Here is a 24,083-nt window from a genome sequence, read left to right as displayed (position 1 = left end):
CAGTTGGTTAGGTTTTGTTTGGCGGGTTGGGGAGTACATGTTTTTATCTTTCCTGAACCTAAGCTGACTCATTGCCAATTATCCTTCGGGATATTCAACACCGCTGATATAGATGCTGATGTTTTTGCGGCCTTTACACCAGAAAGCCCAGAGGGCTGTGATTGGAGGCAATAACGGGTTTTGGGGAGCGCTAGTTTTAAAGGGGAGCAATGGTCAGCAATCAGGGGCTCTGATGAGAAAAGGCGAGAGCCCCTGAACGGCTCAGTTGTTCGCTTAAGAGCCTCTTTTACTCAGGATCATAATCCAACACCGGGGCCAGCCACTTCTCGGCCTCGGCCACTGTCATCCCTTTACGGCGGGCGTAGTCTTCCACCTGATCTCGGCCTATGTTACTTACCCCAAAATAGCGTGATTGCGGGTGCGCAAAGTACCAGCCGCTGACCGCCGCCGTGGGGTACATGGCAAAGCTCTCGGTGATCTTAAGGTCGATACACTCGTCTGGCTTAAGAAGCTGCCAAAGCAGGCCTTTTTCCGTGTGGTCCGGGCAGGCAGGGTAGCCGGGAGCCGGGCGTATGCCCTTGTACTTTTCACGAATAAGCGCCTCGTTATCCAGGTTTTCTTCGCTGGCATAACCCCAGAACTCCTTACGCACCCGCTCGTGCATCCGCTCGGCGAAGGCTTCGGCCAGGCGGTCGGCCAGACACTTGAGCATGATGGCGCTATAGTCATCGTGGGCCGCCTCGAAACGGGCAATATGGGCATCGATGCCATGGCCGGCGGTGACCGCAAATCCCCCCATATAGTCGGTCACGCCGCTCTCTTTGGGAGCAACAAAGTCAGAGAGACAGAAGTTGTGGTTGCCCACCCGCTCCAGCTGCATCCGTAGATGATGGGTGGTCAGCAACACTTGGCTGCGTGAGTCATCTGTGTAGATCTCGATATCATCGAAGTTGACGCTGTTGGCGGGAAAGAGGCCGATAACGCCCTTGGCGGTGAGCCACTTCTCTTGGATGATTTGCTCCAGCATCGCCTTGCCGTCGGCATAGACTTTACGGGCCTCAGTACCGACGACTTCATCATCCAGTATTTGCGGGAAATGACCGTGCAACTCCCAGGCGCGGAAAAACGGCGTCCAGTCGATGCGCTCGAGTAAGTCCTCAAGCGGATAGTCGTCAAACACCTGGATCCCCGGGGTGTTGGGCTTCACTGCTTGGTAGTTGGCCCAGTCGTGGCTGCAGCGGTTATCCCGTGCTACCTGCAAGGGCACTATCTGCTTGCGCTTGGTCTGTGACAGACGCTTTTGGCGCATCATTTCATATTCGCGATAGGTTTCGTCTATGGTGGCCTGGCGGGTTTCATTGTTGATGAGCTTGCTGACCATGGGCACGGCGCGCGATGCATCGGCGATATAGATGGCGCCATGGGGATAATGAGGCGCTATCTTCACTGCGGTATGGATCTTGGAGCAGGTGGCACCACCGATAATCGCCGGCAGGGTCAGACCTTCGCGCTCGAAGGTTTTAACGTTGTGCACCATCTCATCCAGGCTCGGGGTAATGAGCCCGGACATGCCTATGATGTCGACCTTCTCGGCCTTGGCGACTTCGATGATTTTCTCCACCGGCACCATGACACCGAGATCTATCACTTCATAGCCGTTACAGGCCAGCACCACACCGACTATGTTCTTGCCTATGTCGTGAACATCGCCCTTGACTGTGACCATCAGCACCTTACCGTTGCTCTGGCCTTCAACTTTTTCGGCTTCGATATAGGGGTTGAGATAGGCGACCGCCTTTTTCATCACCCGGGCGGACTTGACCACTTGCGGCAGAAACATCTTACCGGCGCCAAAGAGATCGCCCACCACGTTCATGCCGTCCATCAGCGGGCCTTCAATCACATCCAGCGGCCGCTTGGCCTGCAGGCGCGCTTCTTCGGTGTCGGCGTCTATGTATTCGGTGATCCCTTTCACCAGCGCGTGTTCCAGGCGCTTGTTGACCGGCAACTTGCGCCATTCGAGATCTTCTTTCTTGCCTGCGCCGCCCGGGCCACCGCGATACTTCTCGGCGACTTCGAGCAGCTGCTCTGTGTTACTGGAGTCGGCAACCGGGCAGGGCAGGTTGAGCACCACGGCCTCTACCTTCTGCTTCAGCTCAGGGTCGATATCGTCATAGATGGCCAACTGACCGGCGTTGACTATGCCCATATCCATACCCGCCTTGATGGCGTGATAGAGGAATACGGCATGAATGGCTTCTCGCACCGGGTTGTTGCCGCGAAAGGAGAAAGAAACGTTGGACACCCCGCCGGAAATCATCGCATGGGGCAGGTTGGCCTTGATATCTGCAATGGCGCCGATAAAGTCCACCGCATAGTTATCGTGCTCCTCTATGCCGGTGGCGATGGCGAAGATATTGGGGTCGAAGATAATATCTTCCGGCGGGAAGCCCACCTTATCCAGCAGCACCCGGTAGGCACGGGTACAGATTTCGGTTTTGCGCTCCCGGGTGTCGGCCTGGCCCTGTTCATCGAAGGCCATGATGATGGCGGCGGCGCCGTAGCGCTTCACCAGTTTGGCCTGTTCAATAAACTTGGCCTCGCCCTCTTTGAGGGAGATGGAGTTGACTATTCCCTTGCCCTGAATGCACTTGAGCCCGGCCTCAATCACCTCCCACTTGGAGGAGTCTATCATCACAGGCACCTTGCTGATATCCGGCTCTGAGGCGATAAGGTTGAGGAATTTCTGCATCATCTCTACCCCGTCGAGCATGCCCTCATCCATGTTGATATCTATGATCTGGGCGCCGTTTTCTACCTGGTCACGGGCCACCTCCAGCGCGGTTTCGTACTGGCCTTCTTTGATTAACTTGAGAAACCGGGCCGAGCCGGTGACATTGGTGCGCTCGCCCACATTCACAAACAGGCTGTTTGCATCTATGGTCAGGGGTTCCAGTCCGGAGAGGCGACATGCTACCGGCAGCTCAGGCAGCGGCCTTGGTGCATGAAGGCTAACAGCTTCAGAAATCGCCTTGATATGCGCAGGCGTGGTGCCGCAGCAGCCGCCGACAATATTGAGCAGCCCCTCTTCGGCCCAGGGGCCTATCACGCCTGCCATCTCTGCCGGGGTTTCGTCATAGCCTCCGAATTCATTGGGCAGGCCGGCATTGGGGTGCGCCGAGACAAAGCACTCGCTGATACGGGAAAGCTCCTCGACATAGGGCCGCAGTTCTTTCGGGCCCAGGGCGCAGTTGAGGCCTATGCTCAGAGGCTTGATATGTCTGAGAGAATGGTAAAAGGCCTCTGTGGTTTGCCCTGTCAGGGTGCGGCCCGAGGCATCGGTAATGGTGCCGGAAATCATCACCGGCAACCTTTGGTCCAGTTTCTCGAACACATTTTCGATGGCAAACAGCGCCGCCTTGGCATTGAGAGTATCGAAGATGGTTTCCACCAGGATGATGTCGGCGCCACCGGCGATCAGCGCCTCGGTGGATTCGCTGTAGGCCAACACAAGATCGTCAAAATGTATGTTGCGAAAGCCGGGGTCATTCACATCCGGGCTGATGGAGCAGGTGCGGTTGGTGGGGCCGAGCACCCCGGCCACATAGCGGGGAATACCGCTGGCGGCGGCCACCTCATCGGCCACTTCGCGGGCGATTTTGGCGCCTTGGTAATTGATCTCCGCCGCCAGGCTCTGCATCTCATAGTCGGCCATGGCAATGGTGGTGGCGTTGAAGGTGTTGGTTTCTATGATGTCGGCACCGGCCAGCAGGTATTCCCTGTGAATGGTCTTGATGATCTCGCTCTGGGTCAGTACCAGCAGATCATTGTTGCCTTTGACATCGCAATGCCAATCTTTGAAGCGCTCGCCGCGGTAATCGGCTTCTTCCAGCTTGTAGTCCTGGATCATGGTGCCCATGGCGCCATCTAAAATCAGGATCCGCTCTTTGAGGGTCTGTTTGAGCTTGAGCTCTGTCTGGCTTGGGGAGTGCTGGGAAGTCGCCATAGGGTTACCTTTCATACCTGTCTTATTGCTGTTTTACATTCGCGGTGCTTGGCATCCGCGACATCATCTCTGCCGACCTGACGCCCGGGACACTATCTGGCATGATAGCCAAAGGCGTGTGTGGGCGCGGAAAGTTATTTTGGACATTTATACGTATAGACGTCCGTAATATACGGATTCCGGCGGCCTGCGGCAAGGTTAAATTGGCCCGGTAACCACCGGACTCTGACGGGAGAAGTGTGTGGCTGAACATAGGCAACTGAATATCTATCTGCTGCGGCACGGCGAATGTGAAGGCGGCGAGATTATCCGCGGCCGCAGTGATGTGGCCCTGAGCGATGAGGGCAAAGCGCAGATGTGGCGCAGCTGGCGGGCTATCAGTAGTGCGCTGGAGCAGTTACCGAGCCAGCCCGAACGCCTGGCGCTGCTGAGCTCCCCGGCCCAGCGTTGCCAGGCCTTTGCCGCCGAGCTCAAGGCCGATATGCCTGATTATTTCCCGGCGCCGCTGCAGCAGCATGACTGGCTCTGGGAGCTGGACTTCGGTGACTGGGACGGCATGAAGGTGGCGAGTGTCTATCAGCAGCATAGCGAGGCGGCTGAAGCCTTCTGGCGTGACCCCGTGGCCAATACTCCGCCGGGCGGGGAATCGCTGCCAGCCTTTCGTAGCCGGGTGTTGGATGGCTGGCAGACTATGGTGCAGCGCTGGCTTGCTAGAGAGGTTAGTTCTTCCGAAAGCTCTGTTTCAGGAGATTCTGGTTCCTCAGCAAGCGCCGATGCGGCACTGATCTTGACTCACAGTGGGGTTATCCGGCTGCTGCTGGCCGAGATTTTGCTGCCGGGGCAAATACCGCCTGCGGCAGTGTTCAACGCCTTGGAGCTACCTTATGCGGCCTGGGTCAGAATAACCCTCTATGCCAGCCGTGATGCCAGCGGTGAAAGTGACCAGGAATGGCAGTGTTTCAGCAAGCTCCACTGGCCGCAATAGTGCTGCGCTATTGCGCCGGGCAATTGTGCCGGGCGATAAAACCGGGATAATAACCCCAAATGGCCGCCAAGTGCGGCAGCAGCCAGGGTGTTGGCGCCTTTGCAGGTGAACCAACCCAGGGAACCGGGAAAGCCCGGACTGTGCCCGCAACTGTGAGTCGCCGTTGGCGACGAGTCAGGAGACCTGCCCAGGCTGATAAACCAAACCAGAAACCCGGGCGGGTAAACCGGGGGAGCGAATAGATGATTCTTCCACTGCAGCTTGAGCCTTCTGCCGGTCACAGGCTCAATGTCGGGGGGCGGTTATGAGCCTGGCACTCAAGGTGCAACAGCTTAGCTGGCTTCCCGGTGGTCACAGCGTATTGGCCGATGTGGGTTTTGAGCTGCCAAGTGGCAAGATGCTCGGGCTCATAGGCCCCAATGGTGCCGGTAAGTCGAGCCTGCTGCGCTGCCTCTATCGTTATATCCGCCCGGACAGCGGCCAGATCCAGCTGTTTGGTCAGGATATCCATAGCTTGTCTGCCAAAGCCTTCGCCAAAGAGGTGGCCGTGGTGCTGCAGGATACCCCGGCCCAGTTGGCACTGGATTTGACTCAATTGGTGGCCATGGGACTGACTCCCCACAAGGGGTTGTTTGATATGCCATCGGCGACCGACAAGGCCCAGGTGCAGGCGGCATTGGCGCAGGTCGGGTTGCAGCACAAGGCCGCAGAGCCTTTCGCGCAGCTTTCCGGCGGTGAGAAGCAAAGGGCCTTGATTGCCCGCGCCATAGTGCAGCGCCCCAAGCTTTTGATCCTGGACGAGCCCACTAATCATCTGGATATCCGCTATCAGATCCAGATCCTCGAGCTGGTGCGCAGCCTGGGGGTCACGGTGATCGCCTCGATTCACGATCTCAATCTGGCCTCGGCCCTGTGTGACGAACTCTTGCTGCTGGATAACGGCCGCCGTATTGCCCACGGCTCGCCCCAGAGCGTATTGACCGAAGACAGAATTGCCGGTGTCTTCGGTGTTTGCTGCCAGGTGGGGACGCATCCGCAGTTGGGACGGCCGCTGATCCACTACTTTTACGGCTATCAGTCGCCAGAGCCTGGTCACGGCAAGGCTGTAAGCTCGGCGGCGCTCGCCAGTGGCGAGGTTCAAGGCGCTGCGATAGTCGAGCCAATGGCAGGGCCTGCCTCGGCCGAAACCTGTGTTGCTCACAAGGAAACTGACCGGCGCCCAGGCTCGGTGGGAGGTGGCGCATGAATGCTTCCGTGGCCGCACCGGGGCGCTCGCTTATCGGCTGGTTTCTCAGGCCCTTGCCCAGACTTTACTGGTGCTGGCTGCTGTTGCTGCTCTGCACTGTGTTGACACCCTTGGCCGCCGCCGGTTTTGGCGCCGCCGATATCAGCCTCTTCGATGTGGCAAGAGTGATTGGCAAACACCTGCTGGGCGTGGGTGAGCCTTCTGCCATCAGCGAGCGTATCGTCTGGGATCTGCGCCTGCCGCGTATCTTGCTGGCCTTTATCGCCGGCAGCGGTTTGGCATTGTCGGGTTATGTATTGCAGGCGGTGACCCGCAACCCGCTGGCCGATCCTTACCTGTTCGGTATCAGCTCGGGCGCCAGCTTCGGCGCCGTGGTCTCGGTCGCCCTGGCGACCGGCCTTGGCCTGAGTTCGGCCATCTCCGGGGTATCGCTGCCGCTGGGAGCCTTTATCGGTGCCAGTTTGGCTGTGCTTATGGTACTGCTGCTCGCGGGCAGGAATATCGGCAACCAGATAGAGAGAATGTTGCTCTCCGGGGTCGCCATCTCCTTTATGTTCAGTGCCCTCACCAGCTTGATCTTGTATTTTTCCACCCCGCAGGCCACCACCTCCTTGCTGTTTTGGAGCCTGGGCAGTTTTGCCCGTGCCAGTTGGGATGGGCTTGGACTGCCCACTCTGGTGGTGCTGGCGGCCTTGCTGGTGATCCTGGCCTTCAAGCGCCAGGTACTGGCGATGCTTGCCGGTGATGAAACCGCCCACACTCTGGGGATCAGGGTGCAAAGGCTCAGGGTTTCCATGCTGCTGTTATGCTCGCTTATTACCGCCACTTTGGTGGCCCACTGCGGCGGGATAGGTTTTGTGGGGCTGATGGTGCCTCATATTGTCAGGTTGTTGCTGCCGGGGCAGCATCCCATGGTGCTGACGGCACTGGCGGGCGGCCTGTTTATGGTTTGGGTCGATGTGCTGGCTCGCAGCATACTGCCCACCCAAGAGCTGCCGGTGGGGGTGATCACCTCGGCCATCGGCAGTCTGTTTTTCCTGATGGTGCTGCGTAAACGCGGCCAATAACGATAAGAGAGGGAAGGATGTACCAGGTTGCAGCAATCAATCACACGCTGGATGACGCGATTCAGGCCCGCATAGACAACAAGACCAAACCCCTGGGCGCTTTGGGTGAGCTGGAGGCTTTGGCGCTGCAGTTGGGGCGCATTCAGCTCGGTTCCGCCACCGATGAGTTGGTCATCCGCCGCCCCGTGATGCTGGTGTTTGCCGCCGACCATGGTATTGCCGCGGCCGGGGTGTCGATTGCCCCCAGCGAGGTGACCACCCAAATGGTGCTCAACTTTGTTGCCGGCGGCGCCGCCATCAATGTGTTTTGTCGCCAGACCGGCTTCGAGCTGGAGGTGATTGACTGCGGCATTCTCAGCCCCTTGGGGATCCCCGAGGTTACAGAGCAGCGTCTGGGCGCCGGTACTGGGCCTATCCACAAACGCGCCGCCATGACTCTGGGCGCTGTGCATCAAGGGTTTGCCATGGCGCGCACCTTGGTAAAACGCCATATCGATGCCGGCAGCAACCTGCTGGCGCTGGGGGAGATGGGAATAGGCAACACCTCTTCTGCCGCCGCCGTGATGGCCGCCCTGACCGGCCTGCCTGTGAGTGAATGTGTCGGCCGCGGCACCGGCATAGATGCCGCGACGCTTAAGCGCAAATGCCTGCTGATAGAGCAGGCACTGCTGCTGCACCACTGCGAGCTGACCGAGCCGCTCAGTATCCTCGCCTGCCTCGGAGGCTTTGAAATAGTGCAGATGACAGGAGCCATGTTGGCGGCGGCCGAATTTGGTGTGCCCGTGCTGGTGGACGGTTTTATCGCGTCGACAGCGGCGCTGGCGGCTGTGCGTTTGGCGCCGGGGGTGAGGGATTATCTTATTTTTGCCCATGAGTCTGAAGAGCGCGGCCACAAGTTGCTGCTCGAGGCCATGTCCGCCAAGCCCTTGCTCAGGCTTGGACTCAGGTTGGGTGAAGGCTCGGGCGCGGCGCTGGCGCTGCCTTTGGTGCAGGCGGCGGCCAACTTCTACAACCAGATGGCCAGCTTTGGTGAAGCCGGGGTCGACAAGGTGGTAGAGCCAGCTACCCAAGAGGTGCTCTGATGGGATTCTGGCTCGGGCAGCTGCGGCTGTTTTTGATCGCAATAGGTTTTTTCACCCGTATTCCTGTACCCAGCGCCCTGACGGTGGACAGCGACAGCCTCAACAAGGCCAGCCGCTACTTTGGCCTGGTGGGCGTGGTGGTGGGCTTGATCTCCGCCTTGGTGTTACTGCTGGCCGCCGGCATATTGCCAAGCTCCATCGCCATAGTGCTGGCGATGATTTGCAGTGTGCTGGTTACCGGCGGTTTTCATGAAGATGGCCTGGCCGATACCGCCGATGGTTTCGGCGGCGGTTGGCGGGTAGAAGACAAACTGAAAATCATGAAAGACAGCCGCCTTGGCAGCTATGGCGCCTTGGCATTGGTGTTGGTGTTGCTGCTCAAGTACCAGGTACTGCTAGAGTTGGCACTTTACGACATCAACCAGGCGGCGCTGGCCCTGGTATTGGCGCACTGTGTCAGCCGGGTGACGGCGGCCAGCATTATCTTCAGCGAAACCTATGTTCGCGACGAGGGCAAGAGCAAACCTTTGGCGCAGCAGCAGGGGCTCAATGAGCTGGGTATTTTGCTGCTGACTGGAATTGTGCTGACGGCACTGCTGTCCACCACGCTGCTGTTCTGGCTATTGCCGACCATGTTGCTGCTGCGTTGGGCCCTGGTGTTCTGGTTCCGGCGCCAGATTGGCGGCTACACCGGCGATACCCTGGGAGCGGCGCAGCAGGTGAGTGAGCTGGCGGTTTATATGCTGTTGCTGGCATTGGGAGGCAGCCCGGCATGATCCATCTTATTCTGGGCGGTGCCCGCAGCGGCAAGAGTGGCTACGCCGAGCGGCAACTGGCCGACTTGTGCCCGGCCAATGTCCGCCCCTGGTATCTGGCAACAGCCGAGTCCGCCGATGAGGAGATGGCCCGGCGTATCGCCCACCATCAAACCGCGCGCCAAGGCGGCAGCCTCGAATGGCAGTTGGCCGAGGTGCCGCTCGATTTGGCCAAGGCGCTTGTGCAGCGCTCAGGCTCTGGAGCGCCGGTATTGGTAGACTGCCTGACGCTTTGGCTCAGTAATCAGCTCTGCTTTGGTGCTGATATGGCTTGCGAACGCGCGGCCTTGCTGCAGGCGGTAGCCGAGTTTGACGGCGATCTGCTGCTGGTGAGCAATGAAGTTGGCTCCGGCATAGTGCCGCTTGGGGAGCTGAGTCGGCGTTTTGTCGATGAGGCCGGTTGGCTCAATCAGGCGCTGGCCGCCAAGGCCGACAGAGTCACTCTGGTTGTCGCAGGTTTACCGCTGGCGTTAAAGCCTGTGAGCTCTGATAGCAGTGGCTCCCTGGGCTTGAGCGCTTCGGGTACAAGCCCGGATCAGTGGGGTAATACATGAGCGGCCCAGTAACAGCTATTAGCGCTGAACTTGAAGCCGCGCTCTCGACTCTGGCCCGGCCTGGTCGCAGCCTTATGGTGCAGGGCACCACTTCGGATGCCGGTAAGAGTACCTTGGTGGCCGGACTCTGCCGGGTGTTTCATCGTCATGGTCAGCGAGTGGCGCCCTTCAAGCCGCAAAATATGGCGCTCAACAGCGCCGTCACCCGGGATGGCGGTGAAATTGGCCGGGCCCAGGCGCTGCAGGCGGTGGCCGCCGGTCTTGAGCCGAGAATCGACTTCAACCCGGTATTGCTTAAACCCAGCTCAGATACCAAGGCGCAGGTGATTATTCAGGGCAAGGCGCTGACCAGCCTGGAAGCTGCCGCCTTTTTCGGCCCCGAGAGTCGTGACTATAAAGCCGCTGCCATGCAGGCGGTGTTGGCATCCTGGCACAGGTTGCAGCAGGAGTTTGACTGGCTGCTGGTAGAAGGCGCCGGTAGCCCGGCCGAAATCAATTTGCGCCAGGGCGATATTGCCAATATGGGTTTTGCCGAAGCGGTGGACTGCCCGGTGATCCTCATCGCCGATATCGACAAGGGCGGGGTATTTGCCCACTTGGTCGGTACCTTGGCCCTGCTGTCCGAGAGTGAGCAGGCGCGGGTAAAGGGCTTTGTGATCAATCGTTTTCGCGGTGATATCTCATTGCTGCAGTCCGGGCTGGATTGGCTTGAGGCTCACACCGGCAAGCCGGTATTGGGCGTATTGCCCTACCTCGATGCCCTGCATCTGGACGCCGAAGATGCACTGGTGCAGCCCAATGCTCAGTCTCAGGCTGCTACCGAGCAGCCGACAACAGCTCAATCAGCACGAGCTCAATCTGAAACAGCTCAATCTGAAGCAACTCAATCTGAAAGAACTGGGACGCGACTGCGAGTCGGCGTCTTGGTGTACCCCAGGATCAGCAACCATACCGACTTTGATCCGCTGCGGCTGCATCCGGATATCGAGTTTTGTTATATAGGGCCGACTCATCAGGGTGAACTTCCAGGGCTGGATCTCCTGCTGTTGCCCGGCAGCAAGAATGTGCGCGCCGACCTGGCTTTTGTCCGCCAACAGGGCTGGGATAAGGGCATAGCCCGCCATCTGCGCTATGGCGGCAAGCTTATCGGTATCTGCGGCGGCTTTCAGATGCTGGGGCAGAGCATTGCCGACCCCTTGGGGCTGGAAGACTTGCCCGGTACCAGCCAAGGGCTGGGCTACCTGCCGCTCACTACCGAGCTGCAAGTCGAAAAACAGCTGCTCAATGTCAGCGGTACCCTGAGGCTTGGGCAATCATCGGCGTCAGTCTCCGGTTATGAGATCCACTGCGGAGCGTCGCGGATCCCGAACCAATGCACCCAGCCACTGTTGCTTAATGAGCGAGGCGGTGACGGCAACTGTGCCAGTGCCACTGAGCCCGCAAAAATCACTGAGCCTGCAAAAACCACAGCACCCCGCAGCGAAGGTCTGCTGTCGGAGGATAATCAAATTCTCGGCAGTTATTTGCATGGCCTGTTTGACAGCCCTGAGGCCTGTGAGCTGCTGCTCGCCTGGGCCGGGATGACGGCGTCACAAGGCCGCACAGTGGATATCAATCAGCAGCGGCAACAACAGCTGGATCGTTTGGCCGATGTGCTGGAGCAACATCTGGATTTCAATAAAATAATCAACATATTCAAAGAGGAAGACCCGGGTGACCGATAATAATCAAACCGATATCAAGGCAGAGCGTCATAAACAGCGGCAGCAGAAAGTGAAAGCGGCGGTGGATGCCAAAATCGCGGCTGCCACCGAAGAGAAGGGCATACTCCTGGTAGTGACAGGTAACGGCAAGGGCAAGTCCACCTCCGGCTTTGGCACTCTGGCCCGTGCGGTCGGTCATGGTAAACAGGGCGCCGTGGTGCAGTTTATCAAGGGCACCTGGGAGTGCGGTGAGCGCAAGCTACTGGAAGGCGCCGGGGTCAAGTTTGAAGTCATGGGCACAGGCTTTACCTGGGACACCCAGGACAAAGCCAAGGATATCGCCGCCGCCGAAAAGGCCTGGGCGGCCGCCGAAAAATGGCTTCAGGATGCCAGCATAGACATACTGCTGCTCGATGAACTCACCTACATGGTCAGCTACCACTATCTGGATCTGCAGCGGGTGATAGATGCGTTGCAAAATCGTCCCCCCATGCAGCATGTGATCATCACCGGCCGCAACTGCCACAGGCAACTGATTGAATTGGCGGATACTGTCAGTGAGGTGAATAGCGTGAAGCATGCGTTTGAGGCGGGGGTTAAAGCGCAGCCTGGTTTCGACTACTGAATCTGCAGCCTGGTTTCGACTACTGAATCTGCAGCCTGTTCTTCGAGGCTGACGGTATTGCCAGCGTAGCTTCATCCCATCACCTAGGATAACTAGGCTCAGGGACTGAAGCGACTCGGCGGCTTTGTCAGCCCTCGATCAGACTGCAGTGCTTTACTTTTTGTGCGACCGTGGCGTTATTGTCTGCGTCGGCTCACCCAATCACATACTCATTGTATGCTCATGGGCTGAGCCTCCTTGACGGCTTAGCCACAGCAGCAAACCGTTTGAAATAGGTGGACTGGTTTTAGGGATTGAAGTGTGTCAGCCCGCGATCACATATTCATTGTATGCTCATGGGCTGAGTCTCCTTGACGGCTTAGCCACAGCCGCAAACAGTTTGAAATAGGTGCTTTGATTTAGGGATTGAAGTGACTCTTCTTTTCCCATTTTTATTTTATGTTCTGAGGGATTTATGAATATCGATGAATTACTCAATGTTGTAGCAGAACAAGAATCTAATTCTTGTTCTGAGTGCGGAAAGGAATCCAAGCTTCATTTGACTAACTCTGATGGCCTGGAAAACAAACTTCATTTTATGGGTAAAATAGAACCAATGACTTTTCTCGGTTATCAGACTTACAGCAAAAATGGTAGTAATCCATTTTCAGATATGGCTCCTGTGAGTTTGTCGCATTACCCTTACAACGGTAGTGATGTATATCGTTGTGATTCGTGTATGGCTACATTTGTCATATATTTAGAAACTGGTGGGCATGCTGCAAGATACCAAGCAAGGTGGATTAGGCGTGATCTTAACTTTTTACCCTAACAAGTAATAATGAACTGACCTTTCCCCCGAATTTAAGACCATGACATTGATATGACTCCCTTGGCCAAATTGATGAAAACTTATGATAAAGAGATTAGATAATATGATGGCTTGCTATGATTTATAAATTGTTGCTTTGGCTTGGTTTATTATATTTTGATAAAAATAACGTGTTAAGAGTGAACAAATTCAAGATGCCAGAGTTGTTGAAAGGGTTGGAATCAAGGGGCTGAGGTGTTGATTCAAACTCGCCCCCTTGATCGCCATTTTATATCTAGCCTTTAGTCTAGCCCTGATCATAGTGGCGAATGGGCAGCTGGCTGACGCTGTCGAGTCGCCAGGCTCCCTTCTCATACACGAAGCTAACGCTGTGCAGGGCATCCTTAAAGTCATAGCGTTGGTTCGAGTCTGGCAGGAGATTGTTAAACTCCAGCTGAATGTGTTGATAACCATCCTCGATAGACAACTTCCCCAGATGATTTGGTAGATCGATAAGGCGGCTCAGCGCCTTGTCCAACTCGCGATCTTGTATTGGCAGTTGCTGCTTAAACTGCTCACTGAACAGGGCGGCGAAGGCCTGTTTGTCCTTGCTGTGGATATAGGCGGCGCTGGTCCAGTCGGCTAACAAGAGTTCGAAGGTCTTGTTTGCCTGGGTCAGAGATGCGATGGGGGTCTTGTTGTCGTTGGTAAGGTAACTTTTAAGAGTCGCCTCGGCTTCCTCAAGGCCGCGCTCGAATATTTGCGCCACCTTTATCGCAGCCGGATCCTGGCTGGCCTTTAGCTCAGCGCTGACTCTGTTGACGGCCTCCACCCGCTCTTGCCAACTGTTGAAACCCTTCATTAGAGCTTGCAGTGAAGCTTTATGCTGCTTCATCGCTTCGGCGACGGCCTTATCCTGTTGCCGCGCCGCTCTGGCTTCGGTGCTCACATAATCTCTAAAGGTGCTGTTGAGTACGGTTTCGGGGGCATCGAAGTAGAGTCCCGCGCCGCTGTAGGGATCGACCCAGAGATCGCCTGTGCTTATTGGGGCTGATGGCTTAGGGTGGATATCGCCATAGTAGATTCGATCTAATTTGGCTTGGTTTTGGCTAAGGAAGGCGCCAATCGCCTTGCCATCTGTGGCGGACAGCCGTTGGTATTCGACTGCCAGTTGTTGCAACTCTTTGGAGTTCTGCACCCTTTGGCTGGCATAGTAGCCGCAGCGCAGGTTACAGGCTTGCTTGGTCAAACTGGAAGCCGGGCCCAAGGTGAGCGCCTCGCTCTGGACAAACACCTCGGCGGTATAGATGCCCCTGGGGATGGCACCACTCTTATCCATCAGATAGATGGTGTTGTTGGGGCTGTGGCGGCCGACGACTTGGAGATCTTGCTTACTGGCGCACAGGGAGTAGTCCCTGCTGGTGACCGGTAGCTCCTTGTCATAGGTGGAAACGACCAACTTATCCAGGCTAATCCCTTCGGGCACAGTGCCTGTGATGCTGAGATCGCACTGCTGAGCGTTGACATTGAGGGTTAGGCCACCCAGGGCCAGGCCAAGAAATACCAATCCTTGTTTCATGCAAAGTCCTTGTTGCGAGTTGTTTCATTAAGCTTGTAGCTGGGCTTTTGCCATCATTTTTTCGCAAAATACCCCTGTATTTACAATTAAAATGAGGGGCTTAGTGAATGATGGTTTTCATTCGCTTATGCTATCGTGAACAGTCCTGCTTTGTCATCAGTTTATAGGGGGCAAGGGGGAGGGGGAAATGGCTGCGGTATGGGGCTTTTAGTGCAACGGTTATTTTTCGGGGCTACCGCCATTAAGGCGGGGTGCCCATGAGTGGCCTTTCTGATTGTAAAACCCAGGCTATTGAATCGCATGGTTCGGTAACGCTTCGATTGCTTCAAACCAATGTTTGCTGATCCGCTCCATATAAAGATGCCGGGCGGCATTCTTGGTAGGATTCATAGCCAGGTGCATCCGTTTTAAAGGCTTATATTCTAGGTGTCTCTTCAGATGTATCAAATGAGAATGCCACAATGCTGGTGTTTATCTTTCCTTCCTCGTCCAGGCGTATGAGGGCTTCAAGTAATTCAATAGAGAAGAATGTTTTCGTCATTCCTATCGGTTTGAATACGTGCCTCTTACTTTCGGGGAGTTTGTTGATTTTTTCAGCTGATAAGAAAAACCGGCTGGTAGCGTTGGTTATTTTGATGCTGTTTTCGGTATCGACGGCATCCACCAAGTTGTCTACTGCCAGGATATAACGATCGGTTAAAACCCCTGAGCCGGCGCAGGTTAACTTGGAGGGATAGACTTCAACCCCGTAAGGGTCAAAGCTCATGATTAATTCGGCTATCTCCTTGGTAACATTAAAAGCGCCCCCTCTGATTAAGTCCAGCGCTTCAATATCGAGGATGTCAGTGTCCTGCCATACAATCTCATTCAGACAACTTGTTGGGATAAAGTCATTGTCATCATAAAGTGACGAGCGAATATCGACCGCACTAAATAGTGATTCCCCTTCATTAATGTCTTCGTTTATATAGGCTACTTGCATTCTCAATTCTCTATATTTTTCTCTGGGGCAAAAAAAGCCACCTCGTGAGGTGGCTTGGGGAGTATAAACCGGCTTTAGCCCATACGTTTAAGCTTTTCCTTCAATTCTGGGATGGCGCGAGTAAAACCGTCGATATGGTCGGTCAGGCGTGACAGCAGTTTACGTTTACGCTCTTGGTTACGCCGACCATACAGTAGGGTCCAAACCAGGAGTACTGCACTGACCATGATAAACACCACCAGGGTCAGGTTGTGTCTGAAAAATGAGGTGCTGTAGATGGGATCCAGCAGCGGGAAGTAGAGCATATCGAACAGCGGATACCAGATATGATCCGGGCCCCAGAAGTTGAAGATCAAGGCGGCAATCGCCAACAAGATCCAGGTGCCTGCGCCGTTGAGCTTGCCGTATTGCTGGAAAGATGTGTTGTTATAACGTTTGCTCTTGGTCAGGTTATAGGCGTACTCACGGTTATAGTCATCAACGCCCAATTTGGCCCTTGAGCTGGCGTAAATCATCCAATCGCCCACATCCAGATCCCCCAACAGATCTTCGCCGAAGCGCATCTCCCGCACTTCACCATCGGCCAGTTGCAGCAAGACTTCGCCATCAACGTTGGAGCTGCGGCTGCGATGGCTGCTGGTTTCAGTGTCTGTGGTGCTGTGGGAGAATCTGTTACCCACATAATGGTCTGTGGTGGTGGTTTTAGTGGTGGTGACCGTGAAGTCATCGACACTGGCGCTGGCACTTCTGTCGAGCACTTTGCCCATGATACAGGAAACGCTGACTTCACCCTTTTCATCGCCTGCCAAGACATGCTTGTGCAGATAGGGCTCACGGTAACTCAGGCTGTATTGCCGCATCATGGCCTCTTCCTCATCGCGGACACTGAGGCTGTTGGCGGCCGTTGCCGGTGCCTGCTGCTGCGAGCTGCCGCACTGAACACAGTAGCCGTGCTCGCCATCGATGCGACTCTGGCATTTGAAGCAGAAAATATCCGAGTCTTTTCTCGGCCGCTGGGCGATATGGTAGCCCAACGCTTCTTGGGTGACAGACAACAGGCGTTTCATCGCCAGTTGCAGCGCCTCGTAGCGGCGCAGTTCCCTGGTGTGTTTCTTCTGGTTGCGCTGACGCTCCAGAATGAAACACACCACAGACAGAACCACGGCTACCCCGATAGCGATTTCTGTGGGTTGCTTGGCACCAAAGTACAGCAACAAGGCGCTGGCAATCCCCAGCAGCAGCCACCAGAAGGCGCTGGATTGGCTACCCGGCTCATAGTCGGGCACTATGGTGGAGCGTTGACCGTCGGCTTCATGACTGATGGCTGCCGGAGCCATATGGTTATGGCTGACCAGGCGTTTGGCGTCTTTACCTTCGATGCGGTAATTCAGGGTGTAGTCTGTCGGATAAAACAAGGTCAGCACATCGCCGCGGCGAAGTTGGTCGTAGAACTTGTTCTCGGCGTTGACACTGACCCGCTCTATGTTGCCGTCCTTGTCTTCCAGCTCAAGCCACCAGTAGCTGTAGGTGAGGTTATTGCCACTGTCTACCCGGCGCCGCTTGTAGAGGAAGCTGGAGTTGACCCGGCCGGTGAAGGTTCTGGCGCCGGAATAGTGGGGTTTGAGATCTTTTAGGATCTCAGGGGCGACATCCTCAATGTTCTTCAGCTTGGGCTGCTCAGGCAGGGACTCTCCGCAGTGACCGCAGAAGTTTTCCTTGGCATAAATGGGTTGATTGCAGTGGTGCATTCAGTTTCCTTGTCAATTGGGTAAAAGACGGATTGTCAGTGTTTGTTCGCCGCCATTCAGGCTGTGCCATTTGCGGTAGGTCTGATAACCGGGGGCGCTTACCTGCACATCGTAGTTGCCCGGTTTAAGCCGGATCCCCGGGTGATACTTGGGGCCGATATTCATGATCCTGATATTTGCGTTGTTCGCATTGGTTTTGACCTTGAGGCGTGTCTCGGTCGGTGCCAGCTCGCTGGCCTTGAGTGGTGTTGGAGTGCTCTTGTGCAGCAAGTCTATCTTGGCCAGTGAATGCGCCAGTGGCGAGAAGGCCTGATAGATACCCGTGTGTTGCTCAAAGCTCAGCCCCAAAGGATGCAGTAGCGGCTGGGCGTGCAGTGTCCAGCGCAGGGCATAGGCAAAGCCGATATTGCCGGACTGTTCCACCTTGGTGAGGAAGTAGTTCACCGGGCTGGTATCATCCTGGGTGTAGCGGTTTTGCACCAAAAGCACCGGCAAGGTCAGCAGCAACAGGGGCGGCAACAACTTGGCGGTCAATGCCAGCCAGCGGCGTTTGCCGGACTTGGCACTTTCATTGGCATTCTCATCTATGCCGGTACTGTCTTCGCTGCCACTTGCTTGACTCGTGCCGGGGCGGAACAGCTGCAGCGTCTTCAGCGGCAGTTTGATGAAGGTCATGCAGATCAAAAACAGGCTGAGTGACATGGAGATGGGCGGAATAATCACAGAACGCAGCGCCTGCTTGCCTTGCTCGGCATAGCGTCCGCCATCGGCAAATTCACGTTCCGACTCGGCCAGCATCTGCAGGTAACTCTGGGTACGCTTCTGGATGTTGGGATCCAGCACATGGCGTTTGAAGTTGGCCTGGTTCCAGTCGGCGCGGACGTTAGGCACATAGAGATCGCCCATGCGTGCGGCTATCTTGCTTTGGATCTGCGGATGCAACTGGAAGGCGTTCCAACTTAAGTTGATGGGCAAGTCCAAACCGCGTTTACGCATCTCGCTCTGCCAGCGGGCATCGGCTTCGGCCTTAACCGTCTTGGCCACGCTTTGACTAAACAGCGGACGATTGCTGATATGCCAGCTGTCAGGCAGTTTCAGCCCCTTGGCCTTGAGGGCCCGGCGCAGTTTCACCTGAGTCACAGGATGCACCCTGAAGTCGGCCAGTGACGCTATGTTGAACGGATAGCCGGTTTCCTTTTCAAACATCGCCTGGAACTTGGGATGGGCCAAGAACAGACGCTGGTAGTGATCCGGATCGTCTGTGTACTTATAGCGTTTGTCCTTGAGACCGCCATCGCCACCTGTAGCCAGACTCAGCGCCTGCATGGCGGTGCCGACACCGGCTGTCATCACCCCGAACAGGGCGCTGGACAGCAGGTTTTCGCCTGTGCTGATGTCTTCGACTATCAACCAGTAGTTGGGATCTATGTAGCCGAGCCCCGCCTTGGAGATCATTGTCTTGTAGCGGGCGTTTTCCCGTTCTATACATTGATAGCGACGTTCTTTCTGGGACGACTTCTTGTAGCGTTCCTGGCAGCGGTTGGTGTCTTCATGGTAGGCGAAGATCTTGGGGCCGTATTCCTGGGCCCTGGCACCGGCCTTGGCCACATGGGCCTTTTGCGCCTGTTGATACTTGCCCCAGCCCTGATTGACCTCTTGCTCTATGTTCTGCCAGTAACCCATCTCCCGCTCAGGGATCCCCGCCAGGGTCTGGTTGTAGCGGTTGGAGCCTTCGGCATAACTGCGATAGCTGGCCGACAGCTCATCATAGAGTTGACCAAAGTCGTGATAGTGCTGGTCAAAGTCGCGATAGGCCCGCTTTTGCACGAAGTTGTGAATGATCTTCTGTTTGTAATCATCCAGGTTGTCGGTGAGGTTGTGGTCGGCATAGGCCAGGCCGCCGAATAGGGCCAGAAAGGTCAGGTTTTCAGAGCTGTGCAGCTCTTTGGGGTCGTAGTTGAGACCTTCGACTTCGACCGCATTAACCGCCAGGGCATCACGCAGCGCCGCGCTGTAGGCCGCGTATTGACGCTGCTCCGGGGTAGAGGGTTCAATCAGCCATTGCTCTATCAGGTATTTTTGGCCGAAAAACACGCTGGGCCAGACACACAAGGTGAGCAGCAACAGGGTCAGGCTGCCTCTCAGGCCGGTTTTGAACAGCCGTGCCGGCAAGAGATCGGCCAGCAGCAGGGTCACACCTATCCCGGAAATGGTGCGGCCGTATATCTCCAGGTGTTCGAGTTGCTCGGGCTTGGGGGTGCCCAAGCCCACCAAAGAAACCAGTTGGGCGTTGAAGATGGCCTCAGGGATCAGATAGGCAGCGCTCAGCAGCAGGAAAAATACCCGCCAGGATAGTTTTTTCATCCTTGGTTCCTCACTGCTGCTCGCTGCGGCGCAGCTCGATTTTCACTGCGTCATCGGCGGTGAGGTCTACTTGGGTCTGGTTTTCTCTGGGGCCGGCCTGGGTTTTCATGATCACAGGAACAAAGCCGCCGCCAGCCTCGGACTGGGACGCCTTGCCTTTATTGGCCACAGCGCCTGTCTTGAAGGACTTCAGTTTGCCATCCACCGCCGGATACAGGCCGTTGGGCCAGTAGGTTTCCAGCAAAGAGAGTTTGGAAAGATCCAGATCCTTGGGCAGCGTGGCCAGCTTGCGGGTCAGCTCAGTACTGCCTTGATAAGGCAGCATGGGCGGCAGGGCGAAGCGGCTGCAAAAGCCATAGAGACTGTCGTCGATAATCACAGAGTCGGGCAGTTGACTGCGCTTGAGTCCCAGCAGGCTCTGTTCGTGGTAATCATGGCCATTGATGGTATAGCTGGCCACAGGAATGCCGCGGTTATGGGCCAATGATTTGAAGCCTTGGGCGTTTCGCCGATAGTGGCGTATGTCCACGGCGATACCGAAGTTGGACTTGAGCGCCTTTCTCAGCTTATTGAGTCCGGCCGAGGAGTCATAACGTTTTTCCCGGTAGCGGCGGTTGGCGTAACCCTGAATATCCTCCAGCATGGATTGATTACGCAAAAAAATGGGATCTTGACCTGCGCCGCGTTTCATATCGGCCGCCAGTTTGTTCATCGAGGCCTTGGCGGGGCTCTGGATAAAGGACAGGAAAACAGCGTCGTTTATCTGCCTCATTTTTTTGAGGTTTTCCAGCTCCAGACTGCTGTAGAAGTAGCGCCCCTGGCCTATGATACTGAAGGCCAGATAGTCGAGCATCTCCAGATCCCGGCTGCCGGCACGACTCTTGATCTCAATATTCAGCTTCTGTCCGCTATGGGCATAGCGACTGAACACCTGCGCCAGTTGGCGAAAGTTGGGCGGTACCGTATCTGTGAGGGCGCCGGTTTGCATGTCCCGCTGGCGAAGATAGCCCCACTCTTTCTCATAGCGAATCGACTCTATCTTGCGGCGCTTATTGTCTATGGTGCCGGTTTCGCGTCCGGTGCGGCCATCGTGATGAATGACCCAGACATCATCCCGGGTCAGGCGCACGTCGATTTCAACCACATCAAACTGGTTATCCAGGGCATCTATGACGGCTTCCAGCGAGTTTTCCGGAAAACGTATCGAGCCTCTGTGGGCCTGGAGCTCCAGGTTGCTGCACTGCCTGGCACCCAGATAATTGATGTTATCCAGTGTTGACAGAGTAAAGCCTCGGGCATTGAAGGCTTGTTCCAGCGCCAGTTTTTGCGGATCCACGGGCTGAGGTTCGGGGGCGGAGGGGGTGCTTTTACAGCCGCCAAGCAGGCCGAAACAGCAAAATATCAGGACAAAAAAGAGGCGCACTTGTATTCCTTGGTGCTCTGTAACTATATATAAAAACAGGGTATTAAAATTAATTATTTACTCTCGGTCAACCTGTGATGCCAATGTTTAACAAGTTTTACTTGTGCCGTCTCAAAACTGAACATTGGCTGACTTTTTATTGGTCAAATGGTGCGCTTTTTTGCGGCCGCAGAACCTGGGCCGCGCGTTTTACTCGCAACTTGCTTGAGGTATGCTTGAAGCAATTTTGTGAATAACCAAGGAAACCAGGTGAACCGACTGATACTCTGCCTGCTTTGCAGTTTGGCTCTGAGCCCTGTCGCCCAGGCCAAGTCGCCCGACAAAGCAGTCAATAAGGGGGGCAACAAAAGCGTCAGTGCCAGGCCGGCCATGCGCATAGTGGCGCTCTCTCCCCATGCGGTGGAGATGCTGTTTGCCATAGGCGCGGGTGAACAGATAGTGGCCACCACAGACTATGCCGATTTCCCCGAGGCCGCCAAGGCCATTCCCCGCATAGGCGGCTACTACGGCATACAGATAGAAAGAGTGATAGAGCTGAATCCGGATCTGGTGGTGGTCTGGGATACAGGCAACCGCAGCGAAGATATCGAACAGCTGACCAAGCTTGGGTATCGCATTTACGGTAGTGACCCCAAGACCTTGGAAGGTATTGCCGAAGAGCTGGAACAGCTAGGGCGTCTCACCGGCCACAGACAGCAGGCCGGGGAAGTGGCTGCCGACTACCGGCAACAATTGGCAAATTTGCGCCGGGACAATGCCGCCAAGCCGGAGATCAAGGTGTTCTATCAACTCTGGTCCGAGCCTTTGATGACAGTGGCCCAGGACAGCTGGATCCAGCAGTTGTTGGAAGTCTGCCATGGCAACAACGTCTTCAAGGACAGCAGCTCTCCCTATCCGCAGGTAAGCATGGAAAATGTGCTTCTCAGTCAACCCGAGGTGATCATCAAGACGGATGAAAAGGGCGATGGCAAGCGGTTGGACTGGAGCCAATGGCAGGAGATCCCTGCGGTGAAAACGGAACAAATCTACACACTTAACGCCGATCTCCTGCACCGGGCGACCCCAAGGGCGCTGGAAGGTGTTGAGGCTATCTGCAAGGTGCTCGACCAGGCCCGCGAAGCGAATGCCAAGGCAAAACCATGATGCCGCGACTCGGTTATTTCCTGATGTTTATCGGTTAAAGGCACCTTTATTGTCAGCAAAAATATTGGGATAACGGTTTGCTGGAACGGATGTGGTTACCGCAACAGCGAGTCATACTTTCGGGTGGTTTTTAACGGATCTCGACTCAGCCGAAATAGCTATTTTTCAGGTAAATATGTCGCTGGCGGGTGACTCGGTTCCGGCGCTGCTGTTAATGTAATGCTCTTGTTAAAGGAATGGTCTTTTCAGGCAATAAAGGGAATTTTCGGGGACAATGTCGCACTCTGTCTTGTTATCCATGCGCTGTATCTTGTGCTTACTGATGCTGACACTTGCGCCTGCTCCGGCGTTGGCCGCAGCCGAGGCGGATGACATAGAGATCAGTGGCCTGGTCATAGACAGAACCCTGACCCGCTTTGGCAAGGATTTTGGTTTTTACTACTCGGGGTATTGGCGGGATCTGCCCTTTACCCAGGGATTCAATGTCACCCTTTACGAAACGGTTTTCCCTCAGGCCGGCACCTTGCTGACACTGGAGGTTAACGGTACTCGTATTTACCAAACCCATTTTGGCCGCAGAGCCAGTCCCATCAAGGAGCGGGCCGAACAGGCGATTCTCTTGACCATAGATTATATCGCCTCGGTCAGAGCCCAATCCATGACAGGGGAATTGGGATCCCATTGGGATGGAATTTAGGAAGCAAGCACAATGACACTCAGGATGTTAATCGCGGCCGGCGCCTTGCTGGCTTTTTCGGGGCAGGCCACCGAACTGGTCTATACCCCAATCAACCCCAGTTTTGGCGGTAACCCTCTCAACGGTTCGTTTCTGCTGAATAAGGCCCAGGCCCAAAATGACAATCAGCCCAGCGGCAATGAAAAGGACTTTGTTACCCGCTTCAAGGAGTCGCTGGAGCGTAACATTATCAACTCCATCACCCGCGGTGTGGCCGACGGCGAGATAACCGACGGTGTGTATGACACGGGGGACTACCGGGTCGAAGTCGCCTCCACCGGTAACGGCGTGATGTTGACTATTACCAACCTGCTTTCCGGCGAAGTCACAGTGATAGAGATGCCTATCTATGGAGGTAATCCATGAGGTGGCTGGCACTGGTTCCACTGTTACTGCTGGGGGGCTGCAGCCTGGTTCCCAAGCCTGATTTGAATATCAATGAGGCCCAGGTAAATCCCTTGAGTGAAACCATGAAGGCGCTGCAGTCGCGTCCCGGGCCGCGTTTTCCTATCCCGGTTGCGGTTTACTCTTTCCGGGATCAGACCGGGCAATATAAGCCCCAGGCCAATGTCAGTTCCTTCTCGACCGCAGTGACTCAGGGGGCCACTTCCATGCTGGTGCAGACTCTGCTGGATTCCAGGTGGTTTACCCCTGTGGAGCGGGAAGGGCTGCAGAACCTGCTGACCGAGCGCAAGATCTCAGGTAAGCAGCAGGGGCGCAATAATGAAGTGCCGACCCTGACCAATGCCAGGCTGCTTCTGGAAGGCGGGATCATCAGCTATGAAACCAACGTGGAAACCGGCGGCAGCGGCGTGGAATACTACGGTATAGGCGCCTCCGAGCTGTACCGGGAAGATCAGGTGACCATTTATCTCAGGGCAGTGGATGTACACACAGGTAAGGTGCTGATGTCGGTCAATACCACCAAGCGGGTGTTCTCTCAGGAGATGCGTGCCGGCCTGTTCCGTTACACCAGTTTGAACCGCTTGGCCGAGGCCGAAGTGGGCTTTACCACCAATGAGCCGGTACAGTTTTGTGTGTTGCAGGCGATAGAACTGGCGGTCTCCGAGCTTATCGATAAGGGGAGCCGCATGGGTTACTGGAGCGCCGAGGCTTCGGGCGACGACAACAGCCTGAGTCAGGGATAAACAGCTTGAGCGAGAGAGCAACAGCTTGAGCGATAGGTAAACCGCAGTTTGTTGATTTTCAAAAAGAAGGGCCCGCAATTGCGGGCC

19 protein-coding genes and 1 riboswitch are annotated in these 24,083 nt (G+C 55.7%); of the genes, 13 read left to right on the top strand and 6 right to left on the bottom strand.

Annotated elements, in window-relative coordinates; translation table 11 throughout:
• Positions 1-286: 286 nt before the first annotated feature.
• The gene (gene metH / locus K5621_RS16585) at positions 287-4,006 is read right to left on the bottom strand and encodes a methionine synthase (protein ID WP_221049809.1); all 3,720 of its coding nucleotides are present in this window, start codon (positions 4,004-4,006) and stop codon (positions 287-289) included.
• 241 nt (positions 4,007-4,247) lie between these two features.
• On the opposite strand from metH, the gene K5621_RS16580 reads away from it, so the two are divergent.
• The 9 genes from K5621_RS16580 to K5621_RS16540 all read left to right on the top strand — a co-directional run bounded on the left by K5621_RS16580 (position 4,248) and on the right by K5621_RS16540 (position 12,894).
• A complete protein-coding gene (locus K5621_RS16580) occupies positions 4,248-4,991 on the top strand; it encodes a histidine phosphatase family protein (protein ID WP_221049808.1) in 744 nt (247 codons plus the stop codon).
• A 68-nt stretch (positions 4,992-5,059) separates the two neighbouring features.
• Positions 5,060-5,196: riboswitch (cobalamin riboswitch) on the top strand.
• A gap of 99 nt (positions 5,197-5,295) precedes the next feature.
• The gene (locus K5621_RS16575) at positions 5,296-6,237 is read left to right on the top strand and encodes an ABC transporter ATP-binding protein (protein ID WP_221049807.1); all 942 of its coding nucleotides are present in this window, start codon (positions 5,296-5,298) and stop codon (positions 6,235-6,237) included.
• Positions 6,234-7,304 (top strand): FecCD family ABC transporter permease, encoded by a 1,071-nt coding sequence (locus K5621_RS16570; RefSeq protein WP_221049806.1) that lies wholly within the window; start codon positions 6,234-6,236, stop codon positions 7,302-7,304. The genes K5621_RS16575 and K5621_RS16570 overlap by 4 nt, the downstream gene beginning before the upstream one ends.
• 17 nt (positions 7,305-7,321) lie before the next feature.
• A complete protein-coding gene (cobT, locus tag K5621_RS16565; protein ID WP_221049805.1) occupies positions 7,322-8,386 on the top strand; it encodes a nicotinate-nucleotide--dimethylbenzimidazole phosphoribosyltransferase in 1,065 nt (354 codons plus the stop codon).
• On the top strand, positions 8,386-9,162 hold the full coding sequence (locus K5621_RS16560; RefSeq protein ID WP_221049804.1) for an adenosylcobinamide-GDP ribazoletransferase: 777 nt from the start codon (positions 8,386-8,388) through the stop codon (positions 9,160-9,162). The genes cobT and K5621_RS16560 overlap by 1 nt, the downstream gene beginning before the upstream one ends.
• Entirely contained in the window at positions 9,159-9,755 is a 597-nt protein-coding gene (cobU, locus tag K5621_RS16555) for a bifunctional adenosylcobinamide kinase/adenosylcobinamide-phosphate guanylyltransferase (protein WP_221049803.1), read from the top strand. The genes K5621_RS16560 and cobU overlap by 4 nt, the downstream gene beginning before the upstream one ends.
• Positions 9,756-9,829: 74 nt before the next feature.
• Positions 9,830-11,479 carry a cobyric acid synthase gene (locus tag K5621_RS16550; RefSeq protein ID WP_221051228.1) on the top strand — a complete coding sequence of 550 codons (1,650 nt, stop codon included), beginning with the start codon at positions 9,830-9,832 and terminating at the stop codon, positions 11,477-11,479.
• On the top strand, positions 11,469-12,083 hold the full coding sequence (gene cobO / locus K5621_RS16545) for a cob(I)yrinic acid a,c-diamide adenosyltransferase (protein WP_025011252.1): 615 nt from the start codon (positions 11,469-11,471) through the stop codon (positions 12,081-12,083). The genes K5621_RS16550 and cobO overlap by 11 nt, the downstream gene beginning before the upstream one ends.
• Before the next feature lie 454 nt (positions 12,084-12,537).
• The gene (locus K5621_RS16540) at positions 12,538-12,894 is read left to right on the top strand and encodes a hypothetical protein (protein WP_144360944.1); all 357 of its coding nucleotides are present in this window, start codon (positions 12,538-12,540) and stop codon (positions 12,892-12,894) included.
• Between the two features lie 286 nt (positions 12,895-13,180).
• Here K5621_RS16540 and K5621_RS16535 read toward each other — a convergent pair whose 3' ends face one another.
• The 5 genes from K5621_RS16535 to K5621_RS16515 form a co-directional block, all read right to left on the bottom strand.
• On the bottom strand, positions 13,181-14,452 hold the full coding sequence (locus K5621_RS16535) for a hypothetical protein (RefSeq protein WP_221049802.1): 1,272 nt from the start codon (positions 14,450-14,452) through the stop codon (positions 13,181-13,183).
• Positions 14,453-14,867: 415 nt separating this feature from the next.
• On the bottom strand, positions 14,868-15,434 hold the full coding sequence (locus K5621_RS16530; protein WP_221049801.1) for an imm11 family protein: 567 nt from the start codon (positions 15,432-15,434) through the stop codon (positions 14,868-14,870).
• Positions 15,435-15,508: 74 nt separating this feature from the next.
• Entirely contained in the window at positions 15,509-17,182 is a 1,674-nt protein-coding gene (locus K5621_RS16525) for a hypothetical protein (protein ID WP_100144837.1), read from the bottom strand.
• A gap of 12 nt (positions 17,183-17,194) precedes the next feature.
• The gene (locus K5621_RS16520) at positions 17,195-19,546 is read right to left on the bottom strand and encodes a carboxypeptidase-like regulatory domain-containing protein (protein WP_221049800.1); all 2,352 of its coding nucleotides are present in this window, start codon (positions 19,544-19,546) and stop codon (positions 17,195-17,197) included.
• 10 nt (positions 19,547-19,556) lie between these two features.
• Positions 19,557-20,969: a glycerophosphodiester phosphodiesterase gene (locus K5621_RS16515; protein ID WP_245003100.1), complete on the bottom strand. Its 1,413-nt coding sequence runs from the start codon at positions 20,967-20,969 to the stop codon at positions 19,557-19,559.
• Between the two features lie 288 nt (positions 20,970-21,257).
• Between K5621_RS16515 and K5621_RS16510 the strand changes: the two genes are divergently transcribed.
• The 4 genes from K5621_RS16510 to K5621_RS16495 all read left to right on the top strand — a co-directional run bounded on the left by K5621_RS16510 (position 21,258) and on the right by K5621_RS16495 (position 23,996).
• Positions 21,258-22,112: a cobalamin-binding protein gene (locus K5621_RS16510; RefSeq protein ID WP_483414563.1), complete on the top strand. Its 855-nt coding sequence runs from the start codon at positions 21,258-21,260 to the stop codon at positions 22,110-22,112.
• 322 nt (positions 22,113-22,434) lie between these two features.
• Complete coding sequence (locus tag K5621_RS16505; protein WP_052248079.1) at positions 22,435-22,809, top strand: curli production assembly/transport protein CsgE; 375 nt, start codon at positions 22,435-22,437, stop codon at positions 22,807-22,809.
• Between the two features lie 12 nt (positions 22,810-22,821).
• Complete coding sequence (locus K5621_RS16500; protein WP_100144842.1) at positions 22,822-23,214, top strand: curli assembly protein CsgF; 393 nt, start codon at positions 22,822-22,824, stop codon at positions 23,212-23,214.
• Entirely contained in the window at positions 23,211-23,996 is a 786-nt protein-coding gene (locus K5621_RS16495; protein WP_025008874.1) for a CsgG/HfaB family protein, read from the top strand. The genes K5621_RS16500 and K5621_RS16495 overlap by 4 nt, the downstream gene beginning before the upstream one ends.
• Positions 23,997-24,083 lie beyond the last annotated feature (87 nt).

It is taken from the genome of Shewanella carassii, from assembly GCF_019670705.1.
GTDB classification, from domain to species: Bacteria; Pseudomonadota; Gammaproteobacteria; order Enterobacterales; family Shewanellaceae; genus Shewanella; species Shewanella carassii.
Note: the sequence above shows the minus strand (reverse complement) of the source record. Positions and strands in the feature narration are given on the sequence as shown.